This window comes from Alistipes sp. CHKCI003, from assembly GCF_900021155.1.
Lineage (GTDB): Bacteria > Bacteroidota > Bacteroidia > Bacteroidales > Rikenellaceae > Alistipes > Alistipes excrementavium.
Genome location: NZ_FCNT01000030.1, coordinates 1 through 25,075, shown reverse-complemented (window position 1 = coordinate 25,075; position 25,075 = coordinate 1). Strand labels below are relative to the sequence as shown.

Sequence of the window (25,075 nt, the reverse complement as noted above, 5' to 3'; positions counted from 1 at the left end):
GTGCCGACGGAATGCGCGGCGCAATCAGCGTCTCGGGACGGTGCCGCTTTCGGCCGGAAGCCCTGCGCGGCGGACGCGGATGGCCCCACCCTCCGAAAGCCGGGGCCGCAAAGCGCGCGGAACGGCTCCGGGCCCGGCCGGAGGCCGTGTTTCCGGCAAACGGCCGTCTCGAAGCGCGAACCGCATTCTACGTTCGGGAAAAATGCGGGGCTTCCGAAACGCTCCCCGCCTCCGCGGCGCGAAGGTGCGGGAGCACTCCGTCCGCGCAAGGTCGGACCGACGGGCGGCCCCCCCCGGTCCGCTACCGCTCCCCGGCGAATGCCTTGAGCAGGGCGATCTCCTCGGGCCAGCGCTCCTCGTCGGGCGTTTCGAGGATGAGCGGCATGTCGTCGAACCGCGCGTCGCGGGCGATGTAGCGGAAACACTCCGTGCCGATCTGCCCTTCGCCCAGCGGCGCATGGCGGTCGACGCGGCTGCCGAGCGGCTTCATCGCGTCGTTGAGGTGCATGCCCCTGAGGTAGCGGAAGCCGACGATGCGGTCGAACTCCGCGAAGGTGCGGTCGCAGGCTTCGGCGGTCCGCAGATCGTAGCCGGCGGCGAAGGCGTGGCAGGTGTCGATGCAGACGCCCACGCGCGAGCGGTCCTCCACGCGCTCGATGAGGTAGGCCAGCTGTTCGAACGACGAGCCGAGGTTCGAGCCCTGTCCCGCAGTGTTCTCGATCACGGCCGTTACGCCCCGTGTGCGGTCGAGCGCGAGGTTGATCGACTCGGCCACGAGATCGAGGCTCCGCTCCGGCGCGATCCGGTTCAGGTGGCTGCCCGGATGGAAATTGAGGCGGTCGAGTCCCAGCGCCTCGCAGCGGGCCATCTCATCGAAAAAAGCTCCGCGCGATTTGGCCAGCGCCTCGGGCTCGGGATGGCCGAGGTTGATGAGGTAGGAGTCGTGGGGCAGAATTTGTGCCGGCGCATAGCCCAGCTCGGCGCAGGCGGCGCCGAATCCGCCGATCTGGGCCGCAGTGAGGGGCGCGGCGCTCCACTGCCGTTGATTTTTGGTGAAGAGGGCGAAGGCTGTGGCCCCTATTTTGCCTGCGTTGCGGGGGGCGTTCTCGACGCCGCCCGCGGCGCTTACGTGTGCTCCGAAAAATTTCATACGTGTCGGGTTTACGATTTCATACGGACAAATGTAACTATTTTATAAATAAATTCATAAATTTGCACTTCGGAATCTCTCACCACAAGCCGTTCGCCATGAAATGTTTTTACGGATTCATCCTGCTCGCATCGCTTGCCGCTGCACAGTCCGCCGCGGCTCAGATCTCCGTGGACGAGGTCGGCTCGGACGATCATGACGTGTCGTTCCGCAACGACGTGAAAGCGGCGGCCGTGGAGGCCCGGTTTTTCAACCGCGCACGCTACCGCGCCGAACGGGCGGCGATCCGCAAGGAGCGCAACTACCTCGAATTCGGCGGCGGATTGCAGGGCACGCTGACCTCCTACAACGATTCGTGGATCGAGACCTCCGGCGGCGACAACGCCATCGCCATGATCGCCACGCTGAATCTGCGGCACGTCTTCACGAAGGGCCTGTTCTCGATCGAGACCAAATTCGGCGCCAATATCGGCTACAACCGGATGAAAGTCGAGACCGCGAACGCGGACGGCACGACATCGAGCGACGGCGTCTGGTTCAAGAATCAGGACGAGTTCGCCTTGTCCACGGCCCCTTCGTTCAAGATGTCGAAGAACTGGTCCTACGGTTCGATCATCAAGTTCCGCAGCCAGTTCGCCAACGGCTACGTTTCGCGCACGCAGCAGGAGCCTTCCAACCGCAAGAGCACCTTCATGTCGCCGGGCTATCTCGACGTGTCGCTCGGCGTTACCTACACCTGCCCCGATAAAAAGTGGCCTTTCGTGGTGAATCTCTCGCCGCTGGCGCTGAGCGCCGTATTTGTCGAGAGTGCGCTGGTGCGGTCGAACGTGTGGGACGACAAACCCGGGTGGCAGGTCTACGGACTCTCCAGCCCCGACCGGACTTCGAAATACGAGGGCGGTTCCTCCGTGCAGGTCGATTTCGACCGCACGTTCGGCCGCAAGGGCGTCTTCCGCTACCGGACGACGTTCTTCTCGTTCTTCGGCTGGATCACCGACATCGGCATGAAAAACAAAGTCTCCGATTACCGGACCTACAAAGCGGCCTACGACTGCTGGAACGCCGATCCCGACAAACGTCCGCAGGATAAGCCCGTGCTGGCGATCCACCCGACGGTGCGCTGGGAGAACACGCTCGAAATCAAGGCCACGAAATACATCTCCACGACACTCAATTTCCAGCTCTACTACAACCGGGCGCAGAATCTCGGCGTGCAGACCCAAACGCTGCTGAGCGTCGGGCTGAGCTACACGTTCAAAAACAAATAGGCCGCGATGGATAGAAACTCGAAACGGACGATTCTCATTCCGCTGCTGCTTGCGGCGGGCGTGGTGCTCGGGGTGCTGCTCGGGCAGTTCATGGGCCGCAGCAGCGCCGAATCGCAACTGCGCAGGGCGCTGACGCAGATCGCTCTGCCGGACAACAAACTGACCTATACGCTTTCGCTCATCGAGCATCAGTATGTCGATTCCGTATCGATCGACTCGCTCGCCGAGCACGTCATTCCGCTGCTCGTGCGCGAACTCGACCCCCACTCGGTCTACATCCCCGCCGACGAGATGCAGCAGCTCAACGAACCGCTCGAAGGGGAGTTCGACGGCATCGGCGTGGTGTTCAACATGGCCACCGATACGATCACGGTGCTCAACGTCATCGCGGCCGGTCCGAGCGACAAGGCGGGCGTGAAGGCCGGCGACCGCATCGTGCGGATCAACGACTCGCTCGTGGCAGGCCGGAAGATTCCGCAGCACCAGATCGTCAAACGGCTGCGCGGACCGCGCGGCAGCCACGTGAAGCTCACCCTCCGCCGGTACGGGATCGCCGATTCGGTGGAGGTGGATGTGGTGCGCGGCGTCATACCGATCAAAAGCATCGAAGCGGCCTTCATGCTGACGGACGACACAGGCTACGTCAAACTCGGGCAGTTCGCACGCACGTCCTATACCGAGCTGCTGCAAGCGATGATGCGGCTGCGCACCGAGGGGATGGCCAAGCTCGTGCTCGACTTGCGCGGCAATGCGGGCGGCTATCTCGATCAGGCGATCCTGATCGCCAACGAATTCCTGCACGAAGGCCAGCTCATCGTCTATACCGAAGACCGCAATCATCGACAAGTCAAGGAGTATGCCGACGGCAGCGGAACGGCGCAGGATACCGAGGTCGCGGTGCTCATCGACGAGGGCAGCGCGTCGTCGAGCGAGATTCTCGCCGGGGCCTTGCAGGACAACGACCGCGGTACGATCGTCGGCCGCCGCTCCTTCGGCAAGGGGCTCGTGCAGCGCCAAATCCCCTATTCGGACGGATCTGCCCTGCGGCTCACCACAGCGCGGTACTATACGCCGACGGGCCGTTCGATCCAGAAACCCTACACGATCGGCGACGGCGAGGACTATGAAGCCGACCTGCTCCACCGTTACGAGCACAATGAGTTTTTCTCGGCCGACAGCATCCGATTCGCCGATTCGCTCCGATTCGTAACCCCGAAGGGCAAAGTCGTCTACGGCGGCGGCGGAATCATGCCCGACCTGTTCGTACCGGCCGATACGACCGACGTAACACCGTGGTTCGTCGAGGTCGTGGGGCGCAACATCCTCTACCGCTATACGATGGAGTACGCCGACCGCCACCGCGACGAGTTGAACCGCGTGGCGAGCATCCCGGCGCTGCGGCGTCTGCTGGACAACGACCGCACGCTGCTCGACGACTTCGTGCGTTATGCCGCCCGTCAGGGCGTCGTGCCGAACTACCGGGAGATCGACCGTTCGCACAAACTCGTCGAAGCACAGCTGAGGGCTTACATCGGCCGCAACACGATCCTCGAAGACAACGGATTCTATGCCAATATCTATCCCGTCGACAAGGTGATCCTGCGTGCGATCGAACTGCTCGACGGCGGTGCCGATGCTGCCGGCGAGCCGTCCGAGTCCGGAACGGATGCGCAGGCGGCGGGCCCGGCCGTCGGGGAGCGGGCGGACACGCTGACGGAACGGGAATTGCAGCATGAAGAGCGTGATTCGACGGAAATATGATTAAAAAGATACTCGGAATCGTCTTCGCGGCGACGGCCGTAGCCGTGATCGTCGCGGCGGTCATGCACCGCGGAAAATATACGTCGGCCGTTTTCGATGAACCGGAGGCGGAAGCCGTCTTCGACGCGACGTCGGAGGACGGAGCAGCAGCCGGCGCCGGACCTCTTCGTGTTCCGGATACGAATGCTTCCGATCGGCCGGCCCGTGCGATGCCGGAAGATGCGCCGGACTCGTTGAGACCGGCCGATTCGCTGCACGGGGATGCCGCGGCAGAATAAATCTCCTCTATTTTGAACAGGGCCGTCCGGCAGGTTGCGGACGGCCTTTGGGGCGGTGCCGCTGTCGGAACCCGTTTCGGAGGAAGAGGGGGGGCGTATCGGCCGTTCAGGTAAGGGTGCAGCGTGCGTTTCGGCTTCCGATTTGCGAATACGCTCGGCCGGACGGCTGCTTCGGCCTGCCGTCGCACCCGCGGCTGGCGCAATGCGGCGGGATCCGGATAGGAGGTGGGAAAAATCTGAAAGATGCGAGGGAGGAGGCTTTAACGTTCGATGCCGGACGCTATGGGAATCGTCGGACGAACGACGAGGGCCGGAATGCCGGCACGATTTGTCGTGCGCCGACGACGACGTTCGGCGACGACGGGGACGCCTGCCGCCAATGGCCGCAGCCTTCGACACTCCGTGCCGGAGGGCTCCAGATCGCCCGCACTTTGCAGTTCGACAGCGGCGTCCGTATTCTGAGTGTGTGCGGCGATCGACGATCCGCGGGAAGCAGCCGGTCCGCAGATCGGGTGGATTTGCCGAGGGCGGAGAGCCGGACCTGCGGGGCCGGGATCATTCGTGCCGCCGAAAACAAGACGCATGACGCTCTTTTCGTAAACCGTGCAGCCGGCGGCGGAATCGGATCGCCCACCCGATGAAGAGGGAGGCGTCGGTCGGACGGGACGACGCGGATGCGGAGCTTCGGCGAACGGCTGCGAAACGAACGACCGATGGGCCGAGTCTCCCGAACGGAGAGAGGCTGTCCGTCGATCGTCGCAGACAGCCTCTTTCATTCGTCCTGCCATTAAGGGAACTTTCCCGAACGGAGGATTCACGGAGAGTTAAGATCAACCGCCGGACAGCCATTCCCCGAAAACGGAGAGGGGGGGGGCGGTCGGCGACCGCCCCTTCGGGCATTGCGGAATTAGAAAAACTTCACCTCCCTGCCTTCGATCGCGGAAATCAGGTTGTTGGCCGCAGACGAAGCACCGATCCGGAACAGTTCGGGCGTGCACCACTCTTTTCCGAGGATTTCTTCGACGATCGTATAATAAAGGACCGCATCCTGCGGCGTGCGGACACCGCCGGCGGCCTTGAAGCCCACCTTGCGGCCCGTTTTCTCGTAAAAGTCCTTGATCGCATGGCACATCACGACCGCCGCTTCGGGCGTCGCCGACACGTCGGTCTTGCCTGTCGAAGTTTTGATGAAGTCTGCACCCGCGAACATCGACAGCAGCGATGCCTTCCGGATCAGGTCCGGAGTTTTGAGCACTCCCGATTCGATGATGACTTTGAGCACGATCTCCTCGTCCATCTCCGCACGGATCACTTCCACCTCGTTGGCCGCTTCGTCGTATTCGCCCGTGAGCATCCGTCCCGCGTTGAGCACGATGTCCACTTCGTCGGCTCCGTTTTCGATCGCCATGGCCACTTCGAGCGCCTTGACTTCGAGGAACGTCTGTGCCGCGGGAAAACCGCCGGCGACGCTCGTGATGCGCATCGGCGTGCCGTCGACGGCGACCCCTACCGTCTCGACGAAGGAGGGATAGATGCAGATCGACGCCACATTGGGGATGTGCGGAAACTTGTCGTAGAATTCCACGGCTTTTTCGGCGAAAGCCGTAACCGACCGCACGGAGTCGCTGCACGAAAGGGTCGTGAGGTCGATGGCCGAATAGCAAAGTTTATATACATCGCTGTTTTCATTGCGTACCGCAGCCGTTTTCATACGGGCGACCTCTTCGGCTGCCTGTGCCTCGCTCGGTGCCGGAGCGTATTCGTTGAGATGATTGGCGTACTCCATGGGATTTGCTGTTTTTTACAAAAGTAAGAAAATATTTTCACTTACGTCTTTCCCAAGCAAAAAAAGCGCCCGAACCGAAGTCCGGACGCTTTTTGTGTAAAATGCCTTTCGGGACGGGAAGCGATCGTCCGTGGCGGGCTCGCCATGCGCAGCCCCGGCCCGTCCGTCCGCCCTCCCTTTTCCGCAGCGGGAATTAGAAGCGGAAGCCGTTGTCGAACAGGTTCTTCAGGTTCACGTCCTTCTGAGCCTTCGCCATGAGCTTGTCGCACTTCTTCACGGCGCTCTTCAACTGAGCTTCGGCCGTCTTCAGATCGCCCTCCTGCGATGCGATGACTGCGCGGAGATAGTCGGCGTCGGCCGAGTTGTCGCCCGAGAGCGCCTTTTTGGCGGCTGCATAGTTGTTGTTCATCGTCTCGACAATGGCGAGGTTGTACCCCTTCAGCTCCTTGGCGGCAGCGTTGTAGTTGCCTTCGGCGGCAGCTACGGCAGCCTTGGCCTCGGCGTCGGCGGCCTTCGCGTATTTGGCGGCCTCGGCGATGTTGCCGTTGGCGAGGTTGATCATCACGAGGTTGTTGTTCACTTCGCTCGATGCGTCGAGCTTAGCGGCCTTGGCGAACGATGCCGAAGCGGCTTTCGTATCGCCCAGCTTGGCCTGTGCGATACCGAGGTTGTTGTATACGCGGGCGTCGTTGTACTTCTTCGAAGCGGTCGTCAGGATGGCCGCCTGCTCCTTCGGGCATTTCACGAGCACCTGTGCGGCATAGAGATACTCCTCGACGCTCAGCTCCTGACCGTTCTTGATGCACTCCATGATCTCGGCGTCGGTCTTGCCCTGAATGTCGGTGGTATTGACCACGAGCGAACGGCGCAGCTGCGGCAGGATCTCGACCTTCAGCACGTCGAATACGCTGGCCATGTTCTTGATCTCGCTCTCGCGCTGCGCAGAGTTCGAGTAGAGGCTCAGCACTTGAAGGATGAGGTTCTTGTCCTTGATGTCCGATTTCTCCACCAGCTCCTTGAAGCCCTCCCAGTCCTCGCCGTAAGCTGCGGCGTCGATGTCGAGGCCTGCGTCTTCCAGCAGTTGACCGATGGTCTTCTTGCCCGTTTCGCTGCGGGCCTTCGACAGCTCGTCGTTGAACTTCACGGGACCGTCGGGCGATGCGTAGCCCTTCACGGCGATGCTCTGCGATGCGCGGTCGTTCTGCAGGTTGGCCTCTACGTTGGCTTTGAAAGCGTCGAGATCGGCGTTTTTCTTAGCCTGCTTGGTTACCACCGACGAGTTGATCGCATAGAGAATGTCGGCTTTGTCCACGACGGTCGTAACCTTCTTGAAGTCGTTGGCCATCTGATCCATCATGGCGGCATAGTCGAGGTCGCTCTGGAGCGTGTTCACGCCGTAAGCGATCGTCAGTCCGAAATCCTTCATGAGGATCGCCTTGGCGGCTTCGTCCGTGCCGGTCAGGATCGCAGCCTCGTCCTTGGTGGGAAGCGCGCCGTTATTGAGGTTCACGAGCGTGAACTCCTTGCATTTTCCGCTGGGGCATTTAACCTCGGCGCGAAGCTGGAGTTCGCTCTGCCGCATGCGGGGATCGTAGGGGAACTCCACATGCTGCGAGAAGTTGCCGGCGGCCGCGGCGTCCACTACCGTATAGTTGTCGTCCACTTTCGAGCCCTGCAGATAGACGGGGCTGGCAGCCACTTCTCCGCCTTCGAACACCATGACGGGCGTAACCTTCAGCACGGCCTTCTTGTTGAAATACTCGGCGGGGAAGGTAACGTTGATGTCGGCCGACACGGTGCCGTTGTTCAGCACGAGCACTTCGGGCGTGCAGGTAAGTTTCACGTCGTCCATGTTCTTAGCCATCTTCTTGAAGCAGTTGCAGCTCGTGAATGCCAATGAGGCAACCGCGAGCGCCATGCTCAACTTCATCAACTTTTTCATAATCGTTAAAATTAAGGTTGTTTAAATTGTTTGCTTATTCTTTTATCTTGCCATGCCTGCCTGCGCCGGCGGCTTCGTAACTGCCACGGCACACGCAAATATAGAAAAACTCTCGCTAATAATGCAATTTTTGTGCGGAAATTTTAATTTCGTATTTCCCGCTCTGTATGTGCGTTTTAGCGGGGCTATTCCCTGCGTCCGCGGTGTTCGCGGCGCTCCGGGCGCTCTTCGCGGGGCTTGCGCTCGCGCTCGACGTATCCCTCCGGTTTGGGCAGCAAGGCCTTGCGCGAGAGCTTCAGCTTGCCCGTCTTGGGATCCACGCCGATGAGTTTCACGTCGATCTCGTCGCCCTCCTTCAGACCGGTCTCGTCCATGGTCTCGAAACGCTTGTAGTCGATCTCGGAGATGTGCAGCAGGGCGTCCTTGCCCGGCATGATCTCCACGAAGGCGCCGAATGCCACGATCGAACGGATCTTGCCGTGGTAGGTCTCGCCCACCTCGGGGATCGCCACGATCGCCTTGATGCGGGCCAGCGCCCCGTCGAGCGCCGCCTTGTCCACGCCGAAGATGTCCACGTAGCCCTTGTTGTCGTCCTCGGTGATGGTGATGGTCGTGCCGGTGGTCTTCTGGATGTCCTGAATGACCTTGCCGCCCGGGCCGATCACCGAGCCGATCATATCCTGCGGAATGGTGATCTGCACCAGACGCGGCACGAAGGGCTTGTAGTCCGCGCGCGGCTCGGCGATGCACTCGGTCAGCTTGTCGAGGATGTGCATGCGGCCTTTGCGGGCCTGTTCGAGCGCCTTGGCCAGCACCTCGTACGAAAGGCCGTCGACCTTGATGTCCATCTGCGTGGCGGTGATGCCGTCCCGCGTACCCGTCACTTTGAAGTCCATGTCGCCGAGGTGATCCTCGTCGCCGAGGATGTCCGACAGCACGGCCCAGCGTCCCGTCGCCGAATCCGAGATCAGCCCCATGGCGATGCCCGACACGGGCTTCTTCATCTTCACGCCCGCATCCATCAGAGCCAGCGTACCGGCGCAGACGGTGGCCATCGACGACGATCCGTTCGATTCGAGGATGTCCGACACGATACGCACGGCATAGGGGTTCTCCTCGCCCAGCGGAACCATCGGTTTCAAGGCGCGCCACGCGAGGTGCCCGTGGCCGATTTCGCGGCGCGACAGACCGCGGGCCGCCTTGGCTTCGCCCGTCGAGAAGGGCGGGAAGTTATAGTGCAGCACGAACTGCTCGGTGCCCTGCACCAGCACTTCGTCCTTGACCTTTTCGTCGAGTTTCGTGCCGAGCGTTACGGTCGCCAACGCCTGCGTCTCGCCGCGGGTGAAGAGCCCCGAACCGTGCGCCGCGGGCAGGTAGTCCGTCTCGCACCAGATGGGGCGGATTTCATCCGTGCGGCGGCCGTCGAGGCGCTTGCCCTCGTCGAGGATCATGTTGCGCATCGCTTTCTTCTGCACGTCGTCGTGGAAGTATTTGTGGATCAGCGGAGCCTTCTCCACGAGCTCCTCCTCCGTGTAGCGGGCGGCGAACTCGGCTTCGAGCGCATCGAACGCATCTTCGCGTTCGTGCTTCATCGTGCCGCTCGTGGCGATGGCGTAGGCTTTGTCGTAGAGTTCGCGGACGATCGTCTGCCGCAGCTCCTCGTCGTTGACCTCGTGGCAGTAGGTGCGCTTCACGTCCTTGCCCAGCTCCTTCGAGAGCTCGATCTGTACGGCGCAGTGCTTCTTGATCTCCTCGTGCGCGAACTTGATGGCGCCGAGCATCACCTCTTCCGAGACCTCTTTCATTTCGCCTTCGACCATCAGGATGTTGTCGATCGTACCGCCGACCATGATGTCGAGGTCGGCCTCTTTCATCTGCGAGAAGGCGGGGTTGATGACATACCGACCGCCGATGCGCGCCACGCGCACCTCCGAGATGGGACCGCCGAAGGGAATGTCCGAAACGGCCAGCGCCGCCGAGGCGGCCAGACCCGCCAGAGCGTCGGGTTGAATATCCTTGTCCGCCGAAATGAGGTTTACGGTTACGTAAACTTCGGCGTGGTAATCCGCGGGGAACAGGGGGCGGAGCGCACGGTCGATGAGGCGGGCCACGAGTATTTCGCTGTCGTTGGCCTTGCCTTCGCGTTTCATGAATCCGCCCGGGTAGCGTCCGCAGGCGGCGTATTTCTCCTTGTACTCCACCTGCAGGGGCATGAAGTCGGTGTCGGGTTTAGCGTCCTTGGCGGCCACCACCGTGCCGAGCAGCATCGTGTCGCCCATCTTGACGACCACGGCGCCGTCGGCCTGTTTGGCCAGTTTGCCGGTCTCGATCATAATCTCGCGCCCGTCGGCGAGGGTTATGAACTTACGTACTGCGTTGTACAGCTTCTTTTCTTCCATAAAATATTTAACCTATGTGTGTTTTTCGTTCTTTCCTAAGAAAATGAAGGCAACCCCGCGGCGGGAATTGCCCTCATTTTTCCGTCGTCTCCGCCTACTTGCGGAGGTTGAGCGTCTTCACGATCGCGCGGTAGCGCTCGATGTCGATCTCCTTGAGATACTCGAGCAACTGGCGGCGCTTGCCCACCAGACGCAGCAGCGCCCGCTGCGTCCCGAAGTCGTGCTTGTTGCTCTTGAGGTGTTCAGTAAGGTGGCTGATACGGTACGAAAACAGCGCGATCTGGCTCTCGGGGGAGCCGGTGTCGGTGTTGGACTTGCCGTACTGGCCGAAAATCTCCTGCTTTTTCTCAGCTGTCAAATAAGCCATTTTTGAAGAATTTTTAAGCGTTGCACTCTACGACGCATCCCCCTTACCGTGGATCACGCCAGAGCGTTGCGCAAAGGTACGAATTTATTCACAATTCCCAATTTGCGGCTCCGAATTTTTCACCTTTTTGCAGCGAAAGGGAGCGATATGCTCCGAAAAACACTAATTTTGCCGTCAAACGGATGGAAACCATGCTGCAAAAGATCGTTTATTCCGTCGCGGCCGCTTTGTGCGCGCTGGCGTGCGGCGGTTGTGCCGGCCGTCCGGAGTACGTCGCGGCCGAGGGCGTGATGCTCGGCACGACGTTCCGCATCTCGGCCGACGTGCGCGGGCTCGCGCCGCAGGAGCTCTACGCCGCCGCGATGGCGATCGACCGCGAGGCCAAAGCCTCGATGTCGATCTTCGACGAGGGGTCGCTGCTGAGCCGGCTCAACCGCAACGAAACGGACTCGGTGGATGCGCATATCGCCTATAACCTGCATCTTGCGGACAGCATCGGCGCCCTGAGCGGCGGCGCTTACGACGTTACGGTCAAACCGCTGGTCGAGGCGTGGGGCTTCGCGGGGCACGATGCCGCGGAGCGTCCGGACGTGGACTCCCTCCTGCAGTTTGTGGGGCGCGAAAAGGTGCGCATCGAGGACGGACGGCTCGTAAAGGACGATCCGCGCGTACAGCTCGACTTCAACTCCGTGGCCAAAGGCTATACGGTCGATCTGCTGGCCGCGCTGGTCGAGAAGCACGGGGCGGAGAACTACCTCGTGGACATCGGAGGCGAGATCCGCTGCAAGGGGCGCAATGCGGCGGGGCAGCCGTGGCGCATCGGCGTGGAGACCCCCTTCGACGGCAACGACTCCTACGGGCGGTACGTGCACCGGCGCGTGCGGATGACCTCGGGCGGACTGGCCACGTCGGGCAACTACCGCCGCTACTACATCGACGCCGACGGCCGCAAGGTGGCCCACACGATCGACCCCCGCACGGGCCGCAGCGCTCTTTCGCGGCTGCTCTCCGTTACGGCCGTGGCCGACGACTGCGCGACGGCCGATGCGCTGGGGACGATGTTTCTGGCCATGGGAGCCGACGAAGCGCTGGCGCGCGTGCGGGAAATGCCCGGCGCGAAGGTCTACTTCATCCTCGCGGGCGAGGGCGACGCTTACGAGGAATACGTGTCTCCGGCTATGGAAGCCCTCATGATGAACTGAATTTTCCGATCGCTGCGGGCTGGAGGGGCGACCGCAGCGGCGTCCCCCCCCCAGCCCGCAGCGATCGGACAGATAAGGACACTCGATGAAAAAAGCGATTTTACTCTACAACAGACAGGCGGGGCGGGGCCGCGCCGAAGCCCGCGCCGAGGCCGTGTGCGGCGTGTTCCGCGAACGCGGCTGGGAGATAGCGCCCCGGGCGGTCGACTTCGGTGCGAATCCCTTCGACGGCTTCGAGACGATCGACCTCATGGTCGTCGCCGGCGGCGACGGGACGGTCAACTACGTGCTCAACTGCATGAAGCGCAAGGGGCTGGACATTGCCGTGGGGGTGATCCCGTCGGGCACGGCCAACGACTTCGCCGGTGCGCTCGGCATGTCCGGGAATCCGCTCGAAGCGGCCCGCCAGATCGCCGAAGGCACGGTCGAACGGGTCGACTGCGGCCGCGTGAACGACCTCTACTGGATCAACATTTTCAGCTTCGGTCTTTTCACCACCACTTCGCAGCGGACGCCCGACGAGCGCAAGCACCGGCTGGGCAAGCTGGCCTATATCATCGAAGGCGTCAGGGAGCTGCGGGCGATGCACACGGTGCCGCTGCGCATCACGGCCGACGGCCGGACGTTCGAATTCGGCGCGCTCATGGCACTCGTTTTCAACGGCGAGACTGCCGGCGGTTTCCGGCTCGCGCGCACGTCGAGCATCCGCGACGGCGTGTTCGACTGCATCCTGCTCGAACGCAAAAACTTCCTCCGCTCGATTTTCGCCATGGTGCGCTATCTGCTGGGCGGACGCCCGCGCATCGTGCGGCATCTGCGGGCCGCGACGATCGACATCGAGTCCGCGCTCGACGAACCGACCGACGTCGACGGGCAGAAGGGAGCCCGCTTCCCGCTCCGTATCGAGTGCCTCGCGGGAGGACTGCGCGTCGTCTGTCCGCCCCGCGCATAGAGCGCGCCGGAATTGCGGATTTGCCGGAAATTTCCTATTTTTGCGAAAAAACGAAACCGATGGCAGGCAAGAAACATACGACGGTGCGGGAACGGGCGGTGTCGGACGGCGGCGCACCCCTGCGCAAGGTCTCCATTTCGCGCATCAAACGCGAAATGGCCGACGTGTCGTATCTGTCGGACGACATGGTCATCACCACGCTCGATGCACGGAACAACCGCACGAGCAGCTATCCGGTTACGCTCGACGGCTTCGCGGCCATCATCATGATGCAGGGCGAAGCCACCGTCTCGATCGACATGCAGACCTATGCGATCCGGCCCGACATGATCGTCTTTTTCAACCCCGACAGCATCATCCGCACGGTGAAGTCGTCGTCCGACGCCGCGGCTTACTGCCTCGCTTTTTCCAAATCGTTCGTCAACGAGCTCCAGATCGACCTCTCGACTTCGCTGCCCGTCTACATGCGTTTCGGCAAGGAACCCGTGCTCGAAGTAACCGAGCAGGACGTGGCCGAGATCCGTCAGCTCTTCCGCCTCATCAAGACCATGCTCCAGAGCGATAAGGAGCGCTACCGGCAGGAGATCATACGCACGCTCTTCACGGCCGTGTTCTACATCATCACCGAAATCAACCAGCGCGTGCAGCCGGGCGAACGCAAGCAGGGACGCTGCGAAATCATCTTCGAAGAGTTCATGAACCTGCTGGAGCAGTACAACAAGCAGGAACGCAACGTCAGTTTCTATGCCGAGAAGCTGGGCATCACGCCCAAATACCTCTCGTCCGTGGTGAAGGAGGTGAGCGGCAAGACCGCCGCGCGCTGGATCGACGAATCGGTGATTCTCGAAGCCAAGGCCCTGCTCAAATACTCCGGCATGAGCATTCAGGAGATCGCCTACCACCTGAACTTCAGCACCCAATCCTTCTTCGGCAAGTACTTCAAACAGCACACCGGAACGTCGCCCTCCCGCTACAAGCGGCGCGGATGAGATGGCCGGCATCTATTTCCATATCCCTTTCTGCAAACGCATCTGCGCCTACTGCGACTTCCGCCGCACCGCCGATCTGCGCCGGATGGAGCCGCTGCTCGGCGCCCTGCACCGCGAGCTGGAGGCCCGCGCCGGATACCTCGGCGGACACGCCGTCCGGACGCTCTACTTCGGCGGCGGCACTCCGTCGCTCTATGCGCCCGAGGCGCTGCAAGGGCTCGTCGACCATGCGCGCAGGCTCTTCGGCTTTGGCAGACCGGAGGAGCTCACCGTCGAGTGCAATCCCGACGATCTGACGGCGGATTACGTCGCCCGGCTGCGCGGCACGGAGATCGACCGGCTCTCGATCGGCGTGCAGTCGTTCGACGATGCGTGCCTGCGGCTGATGAACCGCCGGCACAGTGCCGCGGAGGCGATCTCGGCCGTGCGAAGAGCGCAGCGGGCGGGCTTCGTCAACCTCACGATCGACCTCATCTTCGGCATCCGCGGCTTCGGCGGCGAAATTTTGCGCCGCACGCTCGACACGGCACTCGAATTGGATGTACCCCACATCTCGGCCTATCACCTCACGATCGAACCCGACACGGTCCTCGGCCGCCGCACGGCCCGCGGGGAGTTCGGTCCCGTGGACGACGGGACGAGCGAACGCGAGTTCGCGGCCGTGCACGAGGCGCTGACCGCCGCCGGTTACGAACATTACGAGGTCTCGAACTATGCCCGCAAGGGGTATCGGGCACGGCACAATGCGGCCTATTGGAGCGGCGAGCCCTACCTCGGCATCGGTCCGGGAGCCCATTCGTTCGACGGTGCGGAGCGCCGCTGGTGCAGCTCCGCGGCCGGGGAGTACATCGCCGCTCCGGCCTACGGCTTCGAGCGGCTCACGCCGCGCGACCGCTGCAACGAGTACGTGATGACGGGTCTGCGCACGGCGGAGGGCATTTCGCTCGCCGAGGCGGCGGAACGGTTCGGAGCCGCGACTGCCGCACGGCTCGTGCGCGATGCCGGGCCGTGGCTCGCAGCGGGCACGCTCGTCCGCGAAGCGGACCGGCTGCGGATTCCGGCTGCGCGCATGCTCGTGTCGGATGCGGTGATCGAGGCGCTGTTCGATGCCTAACGGCCTGTTGCATACGGCCCGCGGACCGAGAAACGGGAGGAAATAGATTGCATATATAAATATAAGTGTTACCTTTGCCGAAGGAATAGGTTAAAACTCGAATCTTCAATACGTAATTTTTTATGGGCAATGCAAAACTCGCCCCCGACTATCTGTTCGAGGTCAGTTGGGAGGTCTGTAATAAGGTCGGCGGCATACACACCGTCATCTCCACCAAGGCGCTCACCGCAACCGCGAAGTACGGCGACCGCTACATCCTGATCGGCCCCGACCTCCAGCACGAAGGCACCAACTCCGAATTCGGGGAAGAACCCGAATTGCTGAAGGGATGGCGCCAGACCCTCTACAAGGAGGGTATTCGCATCCGCGTGGGGCGGTGGAACATACAGAGCCGTCCGATCGTGGTGCTCGTGGACTTCACGTCGCTCTTTTCCCAGAAGGATGCGATTCTCGCAACGCTCTGGGAGAACTACCGCGTGGATTCGATCTCGGGTCAGTGGGACTATGTCGAACCCGTGTTGTTCGGCTATGCGGCAGGCATGGTGATCGCGTCCTACGCCGAGAATTTCTGTTCTTCGACCGACAAGGTCGCCGCGCACTTCCACGAGTGGATGACGGCTGCGGGCGGGCTCTACCTGCGCAGCAAGTCGCCTTACGTGGCCACGCTCTTCACCACGCACGCCACGGTCATGGGCCGCTGCATCGCCGGCAACCGCCTGCCGCTCTACAACGATCTGGCGAAGTTCAACGCCGACGAACTTGCCCGCCAGTTCAACGTTACGGCCAAACACTCGATCGAGAAGGCCGCGGCCACCTACCACGACGTGTTCCTCACCGTGAGCGACATCACGGCCAACGAATGCAAATTCCTGCTCGGTCGCGAGGTGGACGGCGTAACGCCCAACGGATTCGAAAACGACTTCGTCTGGACGGGCGCGGAGTACGACAAGCGCCGCACGGAGGCCCGCCGTGCGATGATCGCCGTGGCGGAGGCGTGCCTCGGCCGCAAGTACGACGCGGAGCCGCTCATCGTCGGCACGAGCGGACGCTACGAATTCCACAACAAGGGGCTCGACCTCTTTCTCGAATCGCTCAAGCTGCTGGCCGCATCCGGCACGCTCGAACGCGACGTGCTGGTCTACATCACCGTGCCTGCAGCCAACTCGGGCCCGCGCAAGGATTTGCAGGCTCATCTGGCCGACCCCGCGCAGCCGGTCGATCCGGCGCAATACCGGTTTTCGACCCACTGTCTCGAACGTCAGGCCGAGGACCCGATCGTCCGTTCGATCGAGGGCAGCATCCTTGCGGCGGACGATTCGCGCGTGAAGGTGATCTTCGTGCCCACCTACCTCAACCGGGCCGACGGCATCTTCGGAAAGGATTACTACGAACTGCTGGTGGGCATGGACGTTACGGTCTTCGCGTCGTACTACGAACCGTGGGGCTATACGCCGCTCGAATCGGCGGCCTTCTCCGTGCCGACCGTAACCACGACCCTCGCCGGTTTCGGACTGTGGGTCGACAAGCTGCCGGAGCACGAAGGCGCGGTGGTGATCCGCCGCGACGACTACAACGACCGCGAAGCCGAGCAGGGTGTCGCCGACGCCCTCGCGCGTTTCGCGCGGCTGGACGGCGAACGCCTCGCTCAGGTCCGCCGTTCGGCCTGCGAAATTTCGCGCACGGCGCTTTGGGAACGTCTCTTCTCGTATTACGAAAGGGCCTATGCCGCGGCCGTGGAGAACTCCGTATCGCGCACCAACCGCGTGGTGCTCGACGACGGCGGCACCCGCGACCAGCAGATCAACTTCGTGCGGCAGCAGCTCTTCGTCGAAAAACCGAACTGGAACCGCATGATGGTGGACAAGAAGCTGCCCGAACGGCTCCATGCGCTCGAAGAGCTGTCGCGCAACCTCTGGTGGTGCTGGAATCCGGGGGCCCGCGACCTGTTCGAATCGATCGACAACGAACTGTGGCAGGAGTGCGACCGCAACCCGATCGCCTTCCTCGACGAGCTGAGCGTGGTGCGGATGAAGGAGCTCGAAAAGGACGCGCAGTTCCTCGGGATGCTCGACGCCGTGTACGCGCAGTTCAGGGACTACATGTCCGAAAAGCCCGATCCGAAGGGACCGACGATCTCCTACTTCTCGATGGAATACGGGCTCCACTCGTCGCTCAAGATCTACTCGGGTGGTCTGGGCATTCTCGCCGGCGACTACCTCAAGGAGGCGTCGGACAAGAACGTGAAGATGGCGGCCGTGGGGTTGCTCTACCGCTTCGGCTACTTCACGCAGCGGCTCTCGGCGCAGGGTGCGCAGGAGGCCACCTACGAAGCGCAGAATTTCTATAAGCTGCCGATCTCGCCCGTGCGCGACGAGAACGGCAACTGGGTAACGATCACCATCGCCTTCCCGGGCCGCACGCTCTCGGCGCGCGTGTGGAAGTGCGACGTGGGACGCACGGAGCTGTTTCTGCTGGACGCCGACTTCGAAGCCAACCTCGACGAGGACCGTCAGATCACCCACTACCTCTACGGCGGCGATTGGGAAAACCGGCTCAAGCAGGAGATCCTGCTCGGCATCGGCGGCATCCGCGCCCTGCGGGCGATGGGCATCCGGCACGACGTCTACCACTGCAACGAGGGCCATGCGGCCTTCATCGGCATCGAACGCATCCGCGAGTTGGTCGGCCGCCGCAAGCTGAGCTTCTCCGAGGCGCTGGAGGTGATCCGCTCCTCGTCGCTCTTCACGACCCATACGCCCGTGCCCGCGGGCCACGACGCCTTCCCCGAGTCGATGATCCGCCAGTACATGTCGCATTATCCCGACGTGCTGGGCATCACGTGGGATCAGTTCATCAACCTCGGCAAGACCAAACCCAACGATCCGAACGAAAAGTTCTCGATGTCGGTGCTGGCCTGCAACCTTTCGCAGGAGGTCAACGGCGTGTCGTGGCTCCACGGCGAGGTCTCGAAGGAGATACTGGGCAACATCTGGCCCGGATACTTCAAGAACGAACTCCACATCGGATACGTAACCAACGGCGTGCACTTCCCGACGTGGACCTCCTCGACGCTGCGCAGGCTCTACGCCCGCTACTTCCCCAAGGGATTCGAGGGACACAGCTACGATGCAGCCGAGTGGCAGAAGGTGCGCGACATCTCCGACACGGAGTTGTGGGAAGCTCGCATGTTTTTGAAGAACAAACTGATACGTCATATTCGCAAGCGTTACAGCGACCCCAATCAGGTGCGTCTGGATTCGCCGTCGCAGATGGTGCGCATCATCGAAGGCATCAAGCCCGACGTGCTCACGATCGGTTTCGCCCGCCGCTTCGCCACCTACAAGCGGGCCTATCTGCTCTTCACGAACCTCGACCGGCTGGCGGCCATCGTGAACAACAAGGAGCGTCCCGTGCAGTTCATCTTCGCGGGCAAGGCGCACCCCAACGACCAACCCGGGCAGGAGCTCATCAAGCGCATCGTGGAGGTCGCGGCCATGCCGCAGTTCGTGGGCAAGATCCTCTTCCTGCAAAATTACGACATGGAGCTGGCCCGCCGCATGGTGCAGGGCGTGGACGTGTGGCTCAACACGCCCACCCGCCCGCTCGAAGCCTCGGGCACCTCGGGCGAGAAGTGCGTGATGAACGGCGTGCTGCAATTCTCCGTGCTCGACGGCTGGTGGGTCGAAGGGTACAGGGAGGGTGCCGGCTGGGCGCTGCCGATGGAGCGCACGTTCTCCGACCAGCATTTTCAGGACGAGTTGGACGCCGAGCTGATCTACAACACCATCGAGGAGCAGATCGCTCCGAAATATTACGACCGCGGCAGCGACGGAATCCCCCATGCGTGGGTGGAAGCCGTCAAGAAGTGTGTGGCGGACGTCGCTTCGCGCTTCACCACCAACCGGATGCTCGCCGACTACGAAGAGCGGTTCTACGACAAACTTTGCGCCCGCAAACGCGAGATCGTGGCGGGCGACTATATGCTCGCGCGGCAGATCGCGGCGTGGAAGCGCAAGGTTTCGGCGGCGTGGAACAACGTGAAGGTGGTGGACGTGCAGCGCGTGAAGATCGACAACGAGGCGATTTACGTGGGCTCGGACTACCATTTCGAGGTTACGCTCAACATCGACACGCTCCGCCCCGAGGACATCGGTGCGGAACTCGTGATCGCCAAGCAGATCGTCGGCAGCCGGAGCGTGGAGGTGGTGCGGACCATCCCCTTGCGAAGGTCGAAGGCCGAAGGCAACCGCGTAACCTATGTGCTGGATTACAGCCCCGATCAGGCGGGCACGTTCGATGTGGCGCTGCGCATCCACCCCGAAAACCCGCGTTTGCCGCATCGCATGGATTTTGCACTGGTGAAGTGGGCCTGAGCCGCGCTGCCGCCGGCCGGTTTTCGGGCGGCGAGTGAAAAAAATCGGGCGGACGGAGCACACGGCAGCCGATTTTTGCGTATCTTTAGGACAGGGAAGCGACCTTCCCGGACGTTGCCGTCCGTCCGGCGAACGCCTCGGCAGCCGGCGGCGGAGTGCGGAAAACGGCGCGGTTCCGGCGAGCGGGCGCAATGCGAACCCGCCCGGGTGTCGCCGGAGCGGAAAGACGACTACAAAATGTGAACGGAAAGATATGTCTGCATTAACCTTCGACAAAAGCGAGCTGGGCAACCTCGAGTACTCGCTCCAGCGCGAGATGCTCGCAACGGACCGCATCGGCGGATACATGAGCACGACGATCGTCTGCTGCAACACGCGCAAGTACCACGGACTGATGGTCGCGCCGATCGACGGCAGCGACCGCACCTATGTGCTGCTCTCGTCGCTCGACGAGACCGTCGTGCAGCACGACCAGTCGTTCCATCTGGCCCTGCACCGCTTCAGAGGGGTCTACGAACCGCGCGGGCACAAGTACATCACCGACTTCGAATATACGCCCACGCCGACGATCACCTATCGCGTGGGCGGCGTGATTCTGCGCAAGGAGCTGCTGTGGATCCATCACCGCACGCAGCTCATGATCCGCTACACGCTCGCCGACGCCCATTCCCGGACCCGGCTGCGGCTGCGTCCGTTCCTCGCCTTCCGCGACAAGCACGCGCTGTCGAAGGCCAATATGGAGGCCGACGGACGCTCCTACCCGATCCCGGGCGGCGTGAAATGCAGGCTCTACCGTTCGTTTCCGTGGCTCTATCTCCAGACCGACAAGCCCGGCACGGAGTTCGTCGCGGCACCCGACTGGTACTACGGCTTCGAATATCCGAAGGAGATCGAACGCGGATACGACGGCTACGAAGACCTGCTGACGACGGGTTATTTCGAAACGGAGCTCGAAAAGGGCGAAAGCATCATCTTCTCCGCTTCGCTCGATCAGATGGCTTCGCCCGGGACGATCGACGACATTTTCGCCGATTCGCTCGCGCGGCGCACCCACAAGATCGACTTCATCAGCTGTCTGCGCCACTCGGCGCGGCAATTCATGATCCGCCGCGAAGGAGGTGCGGAGGTCGTCGCGGATTATCCGTGGGAGGGTTCCGATTCGCGGCAGACGCTCGTCGCACTGCCCGGCATCGCGCTCGAACAGGGCCGCACGGAGGAGTGCATGCAGGTACTCGACCGCATCGCGGAGGATCTGCGGTCGGGCACGGACAGGATCCGCCGGCAGGCCGACACGCCGCTGTGGTTTTTCTGGACCCTCCAGCAGCTCGAAATGCACGTCGGCGCCGAGGAGGTCTGGAAGCGTTACGGCGAGACGATGAAAGGAGCGCTCGAAAGCTACCGGGACGGCGGCATGGGCCGCTGCATCCTCATGCACGACAACGGTCTCGTCTGGGCCGCGGCCGAAAATGTGCCGCTCACGTGGATGGACTCGGTGATCGACGGCAGGGCCGTTACGCCCCGCAGCGGCTATGCGGTCGAAGTGAACGCCCTGTGGTACAACGCCGTATGTTACACGCTGGAGTTGGCCCGAAAATTCGGGGACGAAGGCTTCACCGCGGCATGGGATTCGCTGCCCGAAAAGACGCGGACCGCGTTCGCCGAGCGATTCCGCATCGCCGGAGAGCCCCATCCGGCCGATTATGCAAACGAGACGGAGACCAACGCATTCATTCGCCCCAACATGGTGGTCGCCTGCGGTCTGCGCTATACGATGCTCGACGAGGCGCAGAGGATCGAGGTGCTGCGCACGGTCGAACAACACCTGCTGACCCCGAAGGGGCTGCGGTCGCTCTCGCCCCGCAATCCGCTCTACAAGGGCCGATGCGAAGGTTCGCCCGGGGAGCGCGATTTCGCGGGCAAGAACGGATCGGTGTGGATCTGGCCCCTCGTGTTTTACGTCGCCGCGCGGTTCGGGATCGAGGGCGACGGATTTTTGACCGCGGCCGGGGAGCTGCTTTCGCATTTCGAGGAGGATATCCAGTCGGACGGCATCGGTTCGCTGAGCGAACTGTACGATGCCGACCCGCCCTACACGGCCCGCGGAGCCGTTTCGGCGGCATGGAGCGTGGGCGGCGTGCTGGCGATCCACGACATGATCCGCCGCCGCCGAGAAGCCGGACGCGGAGAGGCCGCCGACGCCGGAGCGGCTACGGCCACGCGCCGTGCCGCCGATGCGGTGAGCTCCGCGCGCAAAAGCAGGAAGTAGTACGATAAAAAGAGATACGATGAGAGTTTTAATGTTCGGATGGGAATTTCCTCCCCACATCGCGGGAGGATTGGGCACGGCCTGTTACGGCATGACCCGCGGCCTTTCGCGCAACGACGTGGAGGTTGCGTTCGTGGTCCCGCACGCCTACGGCGACGAGGACCAGCGCTTCGCGCACGTGGTGAACGCCAGCGACGTCGAAGCTCTCTACGGTTCGGTCTCGGGCGGTGCGGAGGACATCGTCGACAAGATGACGTTTATCCGCATCGACTCGAACATGGTTCCCTACATATCCCCCGAGGAGTATGCCGTCTATCGCGAGCAGTATGCCGAAACGGGGCGGAAGTTCTGGGAGAGCACCGACGTATGGAAACAGCGCTATACCTTCTCGGGCAAGTACGGCGCCAACCTCATGGAGGAGGTGGCCCGCTACGCGATCGTCGCGGCTCAGGTGGCGCGCGATCTGGAAGGCCGGTTCGACGTGATCCATGCCCACGACTGGCTCACCTATTTCGCCGGCATCGCCGCGAAACGCGTGTCGGGCAAGCCGCTGGTGGTGCACATGCACGCCACGGAGTACGACCGCAGCGGCGAGAACGTCAACACGCAGGTCTACGCCATCGAGAAGGCCGGCATGATGGCCGCGGACCGCGTGATCGCCGTCTCGAACCTCACGCGCAATATCATCATCGCGCGATACGGCATTCCGCCCGAGAAGGTCGTAACGGTCCACAACGCCGTGCGGTTCTCGGGAAATGCGAACGAGGCGCCCGAGCGGGGCCTCGACGACAAGATCGTAACGTTCCTCGGGCGCATCACCTACCAGAAGGGGCCCGACTATTTCGTCGAGGCCGCCGCCAAAGTGCTGAAAAAGGTCCCCGGCGTGCGCTTCGTGATGGCCGGCTCGGGCGACATGATGAATCATGTGATCCGCCGCGTGGCGCGGCTCGGCATCGCCGACCGCTTCCACTTCACGGGATTCCTGCGCGGCGACGACGTGCGCCGGATGTTCCGCCTGTCGGATGTCTATGTCATGCCCTCCGTGTCGGAGCCGTTCGGCATCTCGCCGCTCGAAGCGATGCGTTCGAACGTGCCGGTCATCATCTCGAAGCAGAGCGGCGTGGCCGAAGTGCTCGACTATGCCCTGAAGGTCGATTATTGGGACGTGGATGCACTGGCGGACGCCATCTACGGTCTGATCGCCTATCCGGCCCTGTCGCGCATGTTCGCGTCGAAGGGGCTCGAAGAGGTAACCAATCTCAAGTGGAACGACGCCGCGGCCAAAATCAAGAAAGTCTACGAGACCGTCATCGAGGAACAGAGAAACAAATAAAACCGATACAACCTATACAGCCTATGAAAACCGTTTGTCTCTATTTTCAGGTTCACCAGCCGTGGCGCCTCCGGAGGTACCGCTTTTTCAATATGGGCAAGGAGCACCACTACCTCGACGACCTGCTGAACCGTTCGATCATGCAGAAGGTGGCCCGGGAGTGCTATCTGCCGATGAACGCCTTGCTGCTCAAGATTATCGGGGAGAACAAAGGGAAGTTCCGCTGTTCGTTTTCTATCACGGGCATCGCCGTCGAGCAGATGCGGGCCTATGCGCCCGAGGTGCTCGATTCGTTCCGCCGGCTGGCCGAGACGGGCTGTGTCGAGTTTCTGGCCGAAACCTATTCGCATTCGCTCGCGTCGCTCGCGTCCGAAGAGGATTTCGCCGAGCAGGTGCGGCTCCACAGCGCGATGATCGAGCGCGAGTTCGGGCAGAAGCCCGCGGCATTCCGCAATACGGAACTGATCTACTCGGACCGGATCGGTGCGATGGTCGCCCGAATGGGCTTCCGGACGATGCTGGCCGAGGGGGCCCGGCACGTGCTGGGCTGGAAATCGCCCGAGTTCGTCTATACGAACGCGATCGACCAGCGCCTGAGGCTTCTGCTGCGCAACTACAAGCTCTCGGACGACATCGCGTTCCGCTTCTCGAACCGTTCGTGGGACCAATGGCCCCTGACGGCCGATAAGTATGTGGAGTGGCTCTCGTCGGAGCGGACGCCGGGCGAAGTGGTCAACCTCTTCATGGACTACGAGACCTTCGGCGAACATCAGACGGCCGATACGGGCATTTTCGAATTCGTGAAGGCGTTGCCGAAGCTGGCGCTGCAAAAGAAAAACGGCCTCGAATTCGCCACGGTGAGCGAAGCCGCGCGGAAACATCAGCCGGTGGCGGTGCTGCACTGTCCGCACGCGATGTCGTGGGCCGACGAGGAGCGCGACATCACCGCATGGCTGGGCAACGAACTCCAGAACGAAGCCTTCTCGAAACTCTATGCCCAGAAGGGGAAGGTCGCGGCGCTCCGGAATCCGGACTACGACTACGTGTGGAGCTTCATGCAGACCTCCGACCATTTCTACTACATGGCGACCAAATGGCTCTCCGACGGCGACGTGCACTCCTACTTCAATCCCTACGATTCGGCTTACGACGCATTCATCAACTACATGAACGTGCTTTCGGATTTCGAAATCGAACTGGACAAGGCCGTGAAAGCGATGGGCGGAACCCGTGCGGAGGAGATTCCGGCACCGGCTGTAGAGAAGCCCGAAACCGCCGAAACGCCGGCCGTGCAGGAACCGCCGGCCGCAAGGAACGCACGGAAAAAGGTGCGGTCGAAGCCTTCCGCCGAGGCCCTCGGAGACGGGAAACGACCGTCCGGAGCCGTCGGGGAGCGTGTGCCCCGATCCGGCCGGAACGCCGCGGCGGGGACTGCACGAAAAGGGGCCGGAGCTGCCGCTCCGAAAGCCGAGAGCGGCAGCCGCACGGCGAAGGAGGTCGTGGAAGTCTGAGCTGAATTTGCGACCGCCGTCGCGGGACAATGCTTCGTCAGACCGCGCTCCCGCTCCCTGTTCTTGCGGATGGAATGCGCCTGCCCCCTCGATCAGACCGTGGTGGGGAGGGGCACGAAAGTGCGGTTCCGGGATTTTGCCGCCGGATACGGCGGAATGCCGTCCGGAATACAGCGGGCCGGAAACGGCAGGGAGCAGCGGAAAGCCGCTCTTCGCGGGAGCGGTTGTCTTGCGAGGGGGAGCGGGCCGTCGGGGCGTCCGCACCGCGGCCCGCGAGGATTTCCGCCATGTTCGCCCGGCCCGTTCCACTAAGTTGCGAATGCGCGGCATCGGTCCCGGGCCGTGCGGCGCGAGGGCGTACTCCACGGGGGGGCGGCACTTCGG

General features: G+C 62.4%; 15 protein-coding genes and 1 pseudogene. 11 read left to right on the top strand and 5 right to left on the bottom strand.

Annotated features, from left to right (window positions below):
• Positions 1-301: 301 nt before the first annotated feature.
• A complete protein-coding gene (gene nfo / locus BN3659_RS04690) occupies positions 302-1,150 on the bottom strand; it encodes a deoxyribonuclease IV (protein ID WP_091534980.1) in 849 nt (282 codons plus the stop codon).
• A 98-nt stretch (positions 1,151-1,248) separates the two neighbouring features.
• Here nfo and BN3659_RS04685 point away from each other — a divergent pair, with 98 nt between their 5' ends.
• From BN3659_RS04685 to BN3659_RS04675, 3 genes are read left to right on the top strand one after another with little or no spacing between them, the layout of a single operon-like run.
• Entirely contained in the window at positions 1,249-2,418 is a 1,170-nt protein-coding gene (locus BN3659_RS04685) for a DUF3078 domain-containing protein (protein WP_091534978.1), read from the top strand.
• A 6-nt stretch (positions 2,419-2,424) separates the two neighbouring features.
• The gene (locus BN3659_RS04680; RefSeq protein ID WP_091534976.1) at positions 2,425-4,179 is read left to right on the top strand and encodes a S41 family peptidase; all 1,755 of its coding nucleotides are present in this window, start codon (positions 2,425-2,427) and stop codon (positions 4,177-4,179) included.
• On the top strand, positions 4,176-4,457 hold the full coding sequence (locus BN3659_RS04675) for a hypothetical protein (RefSeq protein WP_091534975.1): 282 nt from the start codon (positions 4,176-4,178) through the stop codon (positions 4,455-4,457). Before BN3659_RS04680 ends, BN3659_RS04675 begins: the two co-directional genes overlap by 4 nt.
• A gap of 907 nt (positions 4,458-5,364) precedes the next feature.
• Here BN3659_RS04675 and deoC read toward each other — a convergent pair.
• From deoC to rpsO, 4 genes are all read right to left on the bottom strand, one after another.
• On the bottom strand, positions 5,365-6,243 hold the full coding sequence (gene deoC, locus BN3659_RS04670; protein ID WP_091534973.1) for a deoxyribose-phosphate aldolase: 879 nt from the start codon (positions 6,241-6,243) through the stop codon (positions 5,365-5,367).
• A gap of 193 nt (positions 6,244-6,436) precedes the next feature.
• A complete protein-coding gene (locus BN3659_RS04665) occupies positions 6,437-8,173 on the bottom strand; it encodes an OmpA family protein (RefSeq protein ID WP_091534971.1) in 1,737 nt (578 codons plus the stop codon).
• A gap of 197 nt (positions 8,174-8,370) precedes the next feature.
• A complete protein-coding gene (gene pnp / locus BN3659_RS04660) occupies positions 8,371-10,584 on the bottom strand; it encodes a polyribonucleotide nucleotidyltransferase (RefSeq protein ID WP_091534970.1) in 2,214 nt (737 codons plus the stop codon).
• 94 nt (positions 10,585-10,678) lie between these two features.
• A complete protein-coding gene (gene rpsO, locus BN3659_RS04655; protein WP_091534968.1) occupies positions 10,679-10,951 on the bottom strand; it encodes a 30S ribosomal protein S15 in 273 nt (90 codons plus the stop codon).
• Between the two features lie 191 nt (positions 10,952-11,142).
• Between rpsO and BN3659_RS04650 the strand changes: the two genes are divergently transcribed.
• From BN3659_RS04650 to BN3659_RS04615, 8 genes and pseudogenes are all read left to right on the top strand, one after another.
• Positions 11,143-12,153 carry an FAD:protein FMN transferase gene (locus BN3659_RS04650; RefSeq protein ID WP_091534994.1) on the top strand — a complete coding sequence of 337 codons (1,011 nt, stop codon included), beginning with the start codon at positions 11,143-11,145 and terminating at the stop codon, positions 12,151-12,153.
• Positions 12,154-12,238: 85 nt separating this feature from the next.
• The gene (locus BN3659_RS04645; protein WP_091534966.1) at positions 12,239-13,105 is read left to right on the top strand and encodes a YegS/Rv2252/BmrU family lipid kinase; all 867 of its coding nucleotides are present in this window, start codon (positions 12,239-12,241) and stop codon (positions 13,103-13,105) included.
• 59 nt (positions 13,106-13,164) lie between these two features.
• Positions 13,165-14,094, top strand: coding sequence for a helix-turn-helix domain-containing protein (locus tag BN3659_RS04640; RefSeq protein ID WP_091534965.1), 930 nt, complete (start codon positions 13,165-13,167; stop codon positions 14,092-14,094).
• 1 nt (position 14,095) lies between these two features.
• Positions 14,096-15,208, top strand: a complete 1,113-nt coding sequence (gene hemW, locus BN3659_RS04635; protein WP_091534963.1) for a radical SAM family heme chaperone HemW — start codon at positions 14,096-14,098, stop codon at positions 15,206-15,208.
• 122 nt (positions 15,209-15,330) lie between these two features.
• The gene (gene glgP / locus BN3659_RS04630) at positions 15,331-19,581 is read left to right on the top strand and encodes an alpha-glucan family phosphorylase (RefSeq protein ID WP_091534962.1); all 4,251 of its coding nucleotides are present in this window, start codon (positions 15,331-15,333) and stop codon (positions 19,579-19,581) included.
• A 253-nt stretch (positions 19,582-19,834) separates the two neighbouring features.
• The gene (locus tag BN3659_RS04625) at positions 19,835-21,847 is read left to right on the top strand and encodes a glycogen debranching enzyme N-terminal domain-containing protein (RefSeq protein ID WP_171847704.1); all 2,013 of its coding nucleotides are present in this window, start codon (positions 19,835-19,837) and stop codon (positions 21,845-21,847) included.
• Between the two features lie 19 nt (positions 21,848-21,866).
• Positions 21,867-23,180: a glycosyltransferase family 4 protein gene (locus BN3659_RS04620; protein WP_317041646.1), complete on the top strand. Its 1,314-nt coding sequence runs from the start codon at positions 21,867-21,869 to the stop codon at positions 23,178-23,180.
• A gap of 23 nt (positions 23,181-23,203) precedes the next feature.
• Positions 23,204-24,397: pseudogene (locus BN3659_RS04615) on the top strand (glycoside hydrolase family 57 protein); the annotation flags it as partial.
• Positions 24,398-25,075: the final 678 nt, after the last annotated feature.

Coding starts and splice junctions, on each gene's coding strand:
- nfo (WP_091534980.1), bottom strand. CDS start 1,150: ATGAAATTTTTCGGAGCACACGTAAGCGCCGCGGGCGGCGTCGAGAAC.
- BN3659_RS04685 (WP_091534978.1), top strand. CDS start 1,249: ATGAAATGTTTTTACGGATTCATCCTGCTCGCATCGCTTGCCGCTGCA.
- BN3659_RS04680 (WP_091534976.1), top strand. CDS start 2,425: ATGGATAGAAACTCGAAACGGACGATTCTCATTCCGCTGCTGCTTGCG.
- BN3659_RS04675 (WP_091534975.1), top strand. CDS start 4,176: ATGATTAAAAAGATACTCGGAATCGTCTTCGCGGCGACGGCCGTAGCC.
- deoC (WP_091534973.1), bottom strand. CDS start 6,243: ATGGAGTACGCCAATCATCTCAACGAATACGCTCCGGCACCGAGCGAG.
- BN3659_RS04665 (WP_091534971.1), bottom strand. CDS start 8,173: ATGAAGTTGAGCATGGCGCTCGCGGTTGCCTCATTGGCATTCACGAGC.
- pnp (WP_091534970.1), bottom strand. CDS start 10,584: ATGGAAGAAAAGAAGCTGTACAACGCAGTACGTAAGTTCATAACCCTC.
- rpsO (WP_091534968.1), bottom strand. CDS start 10,951: ATGGCTTATTTGACAGCTGAGAAAAAGCAGGAGATTTTCGGCCAGTAC.
- BN3659_RS04650 (WP_091534994.1), top strand. CDS start 11,143: ATGCTGCAAAAGATCGTTTATTCCGTCGCGGCCGCTTTGTGCGCGCTG.
- BN3659_RS04645 (WP_091534966.1), top strand. CDS start 12,239: ATGAAAAAAGCGATTTTACTCTACAACAGACAGGCGGGGCGGGGCCGC.
- BN3659_RS04640 (WP_091534965.1), top strand. CDS start 13,165: ATGGCAGGCAAGAAACATACGACGGTGCGGGAACGGGCGGTGTCGGAC.
- hemW (WP_091534963.1), top strand. CDS start 14,096: ATGGCCGGCATCTATTTCCATATCCCTTTCTGCAAACGCATCTGCGCC.
- glgP (WP_091534962.1), top strand. CDS start 15,331: ATGGGCAATGCAAAACTCGCCCCCGACTATCTGTTCGAGGTCAGTTGG.
- BN3659_RS04625 (WP_171847704.1), top strand. CDS start 19,835: ATGTCTGCATTAACCTTCGACAAAAGCGAGCTGGGCAACCTCGAGTAC.
- BN3659_RS04620 (WP_317041646.1), top strand. CDS start 21,867: ATGAGAGTTTTAATGTTCGGATGGGAATTTCCTCCCCACATCGCGGGA.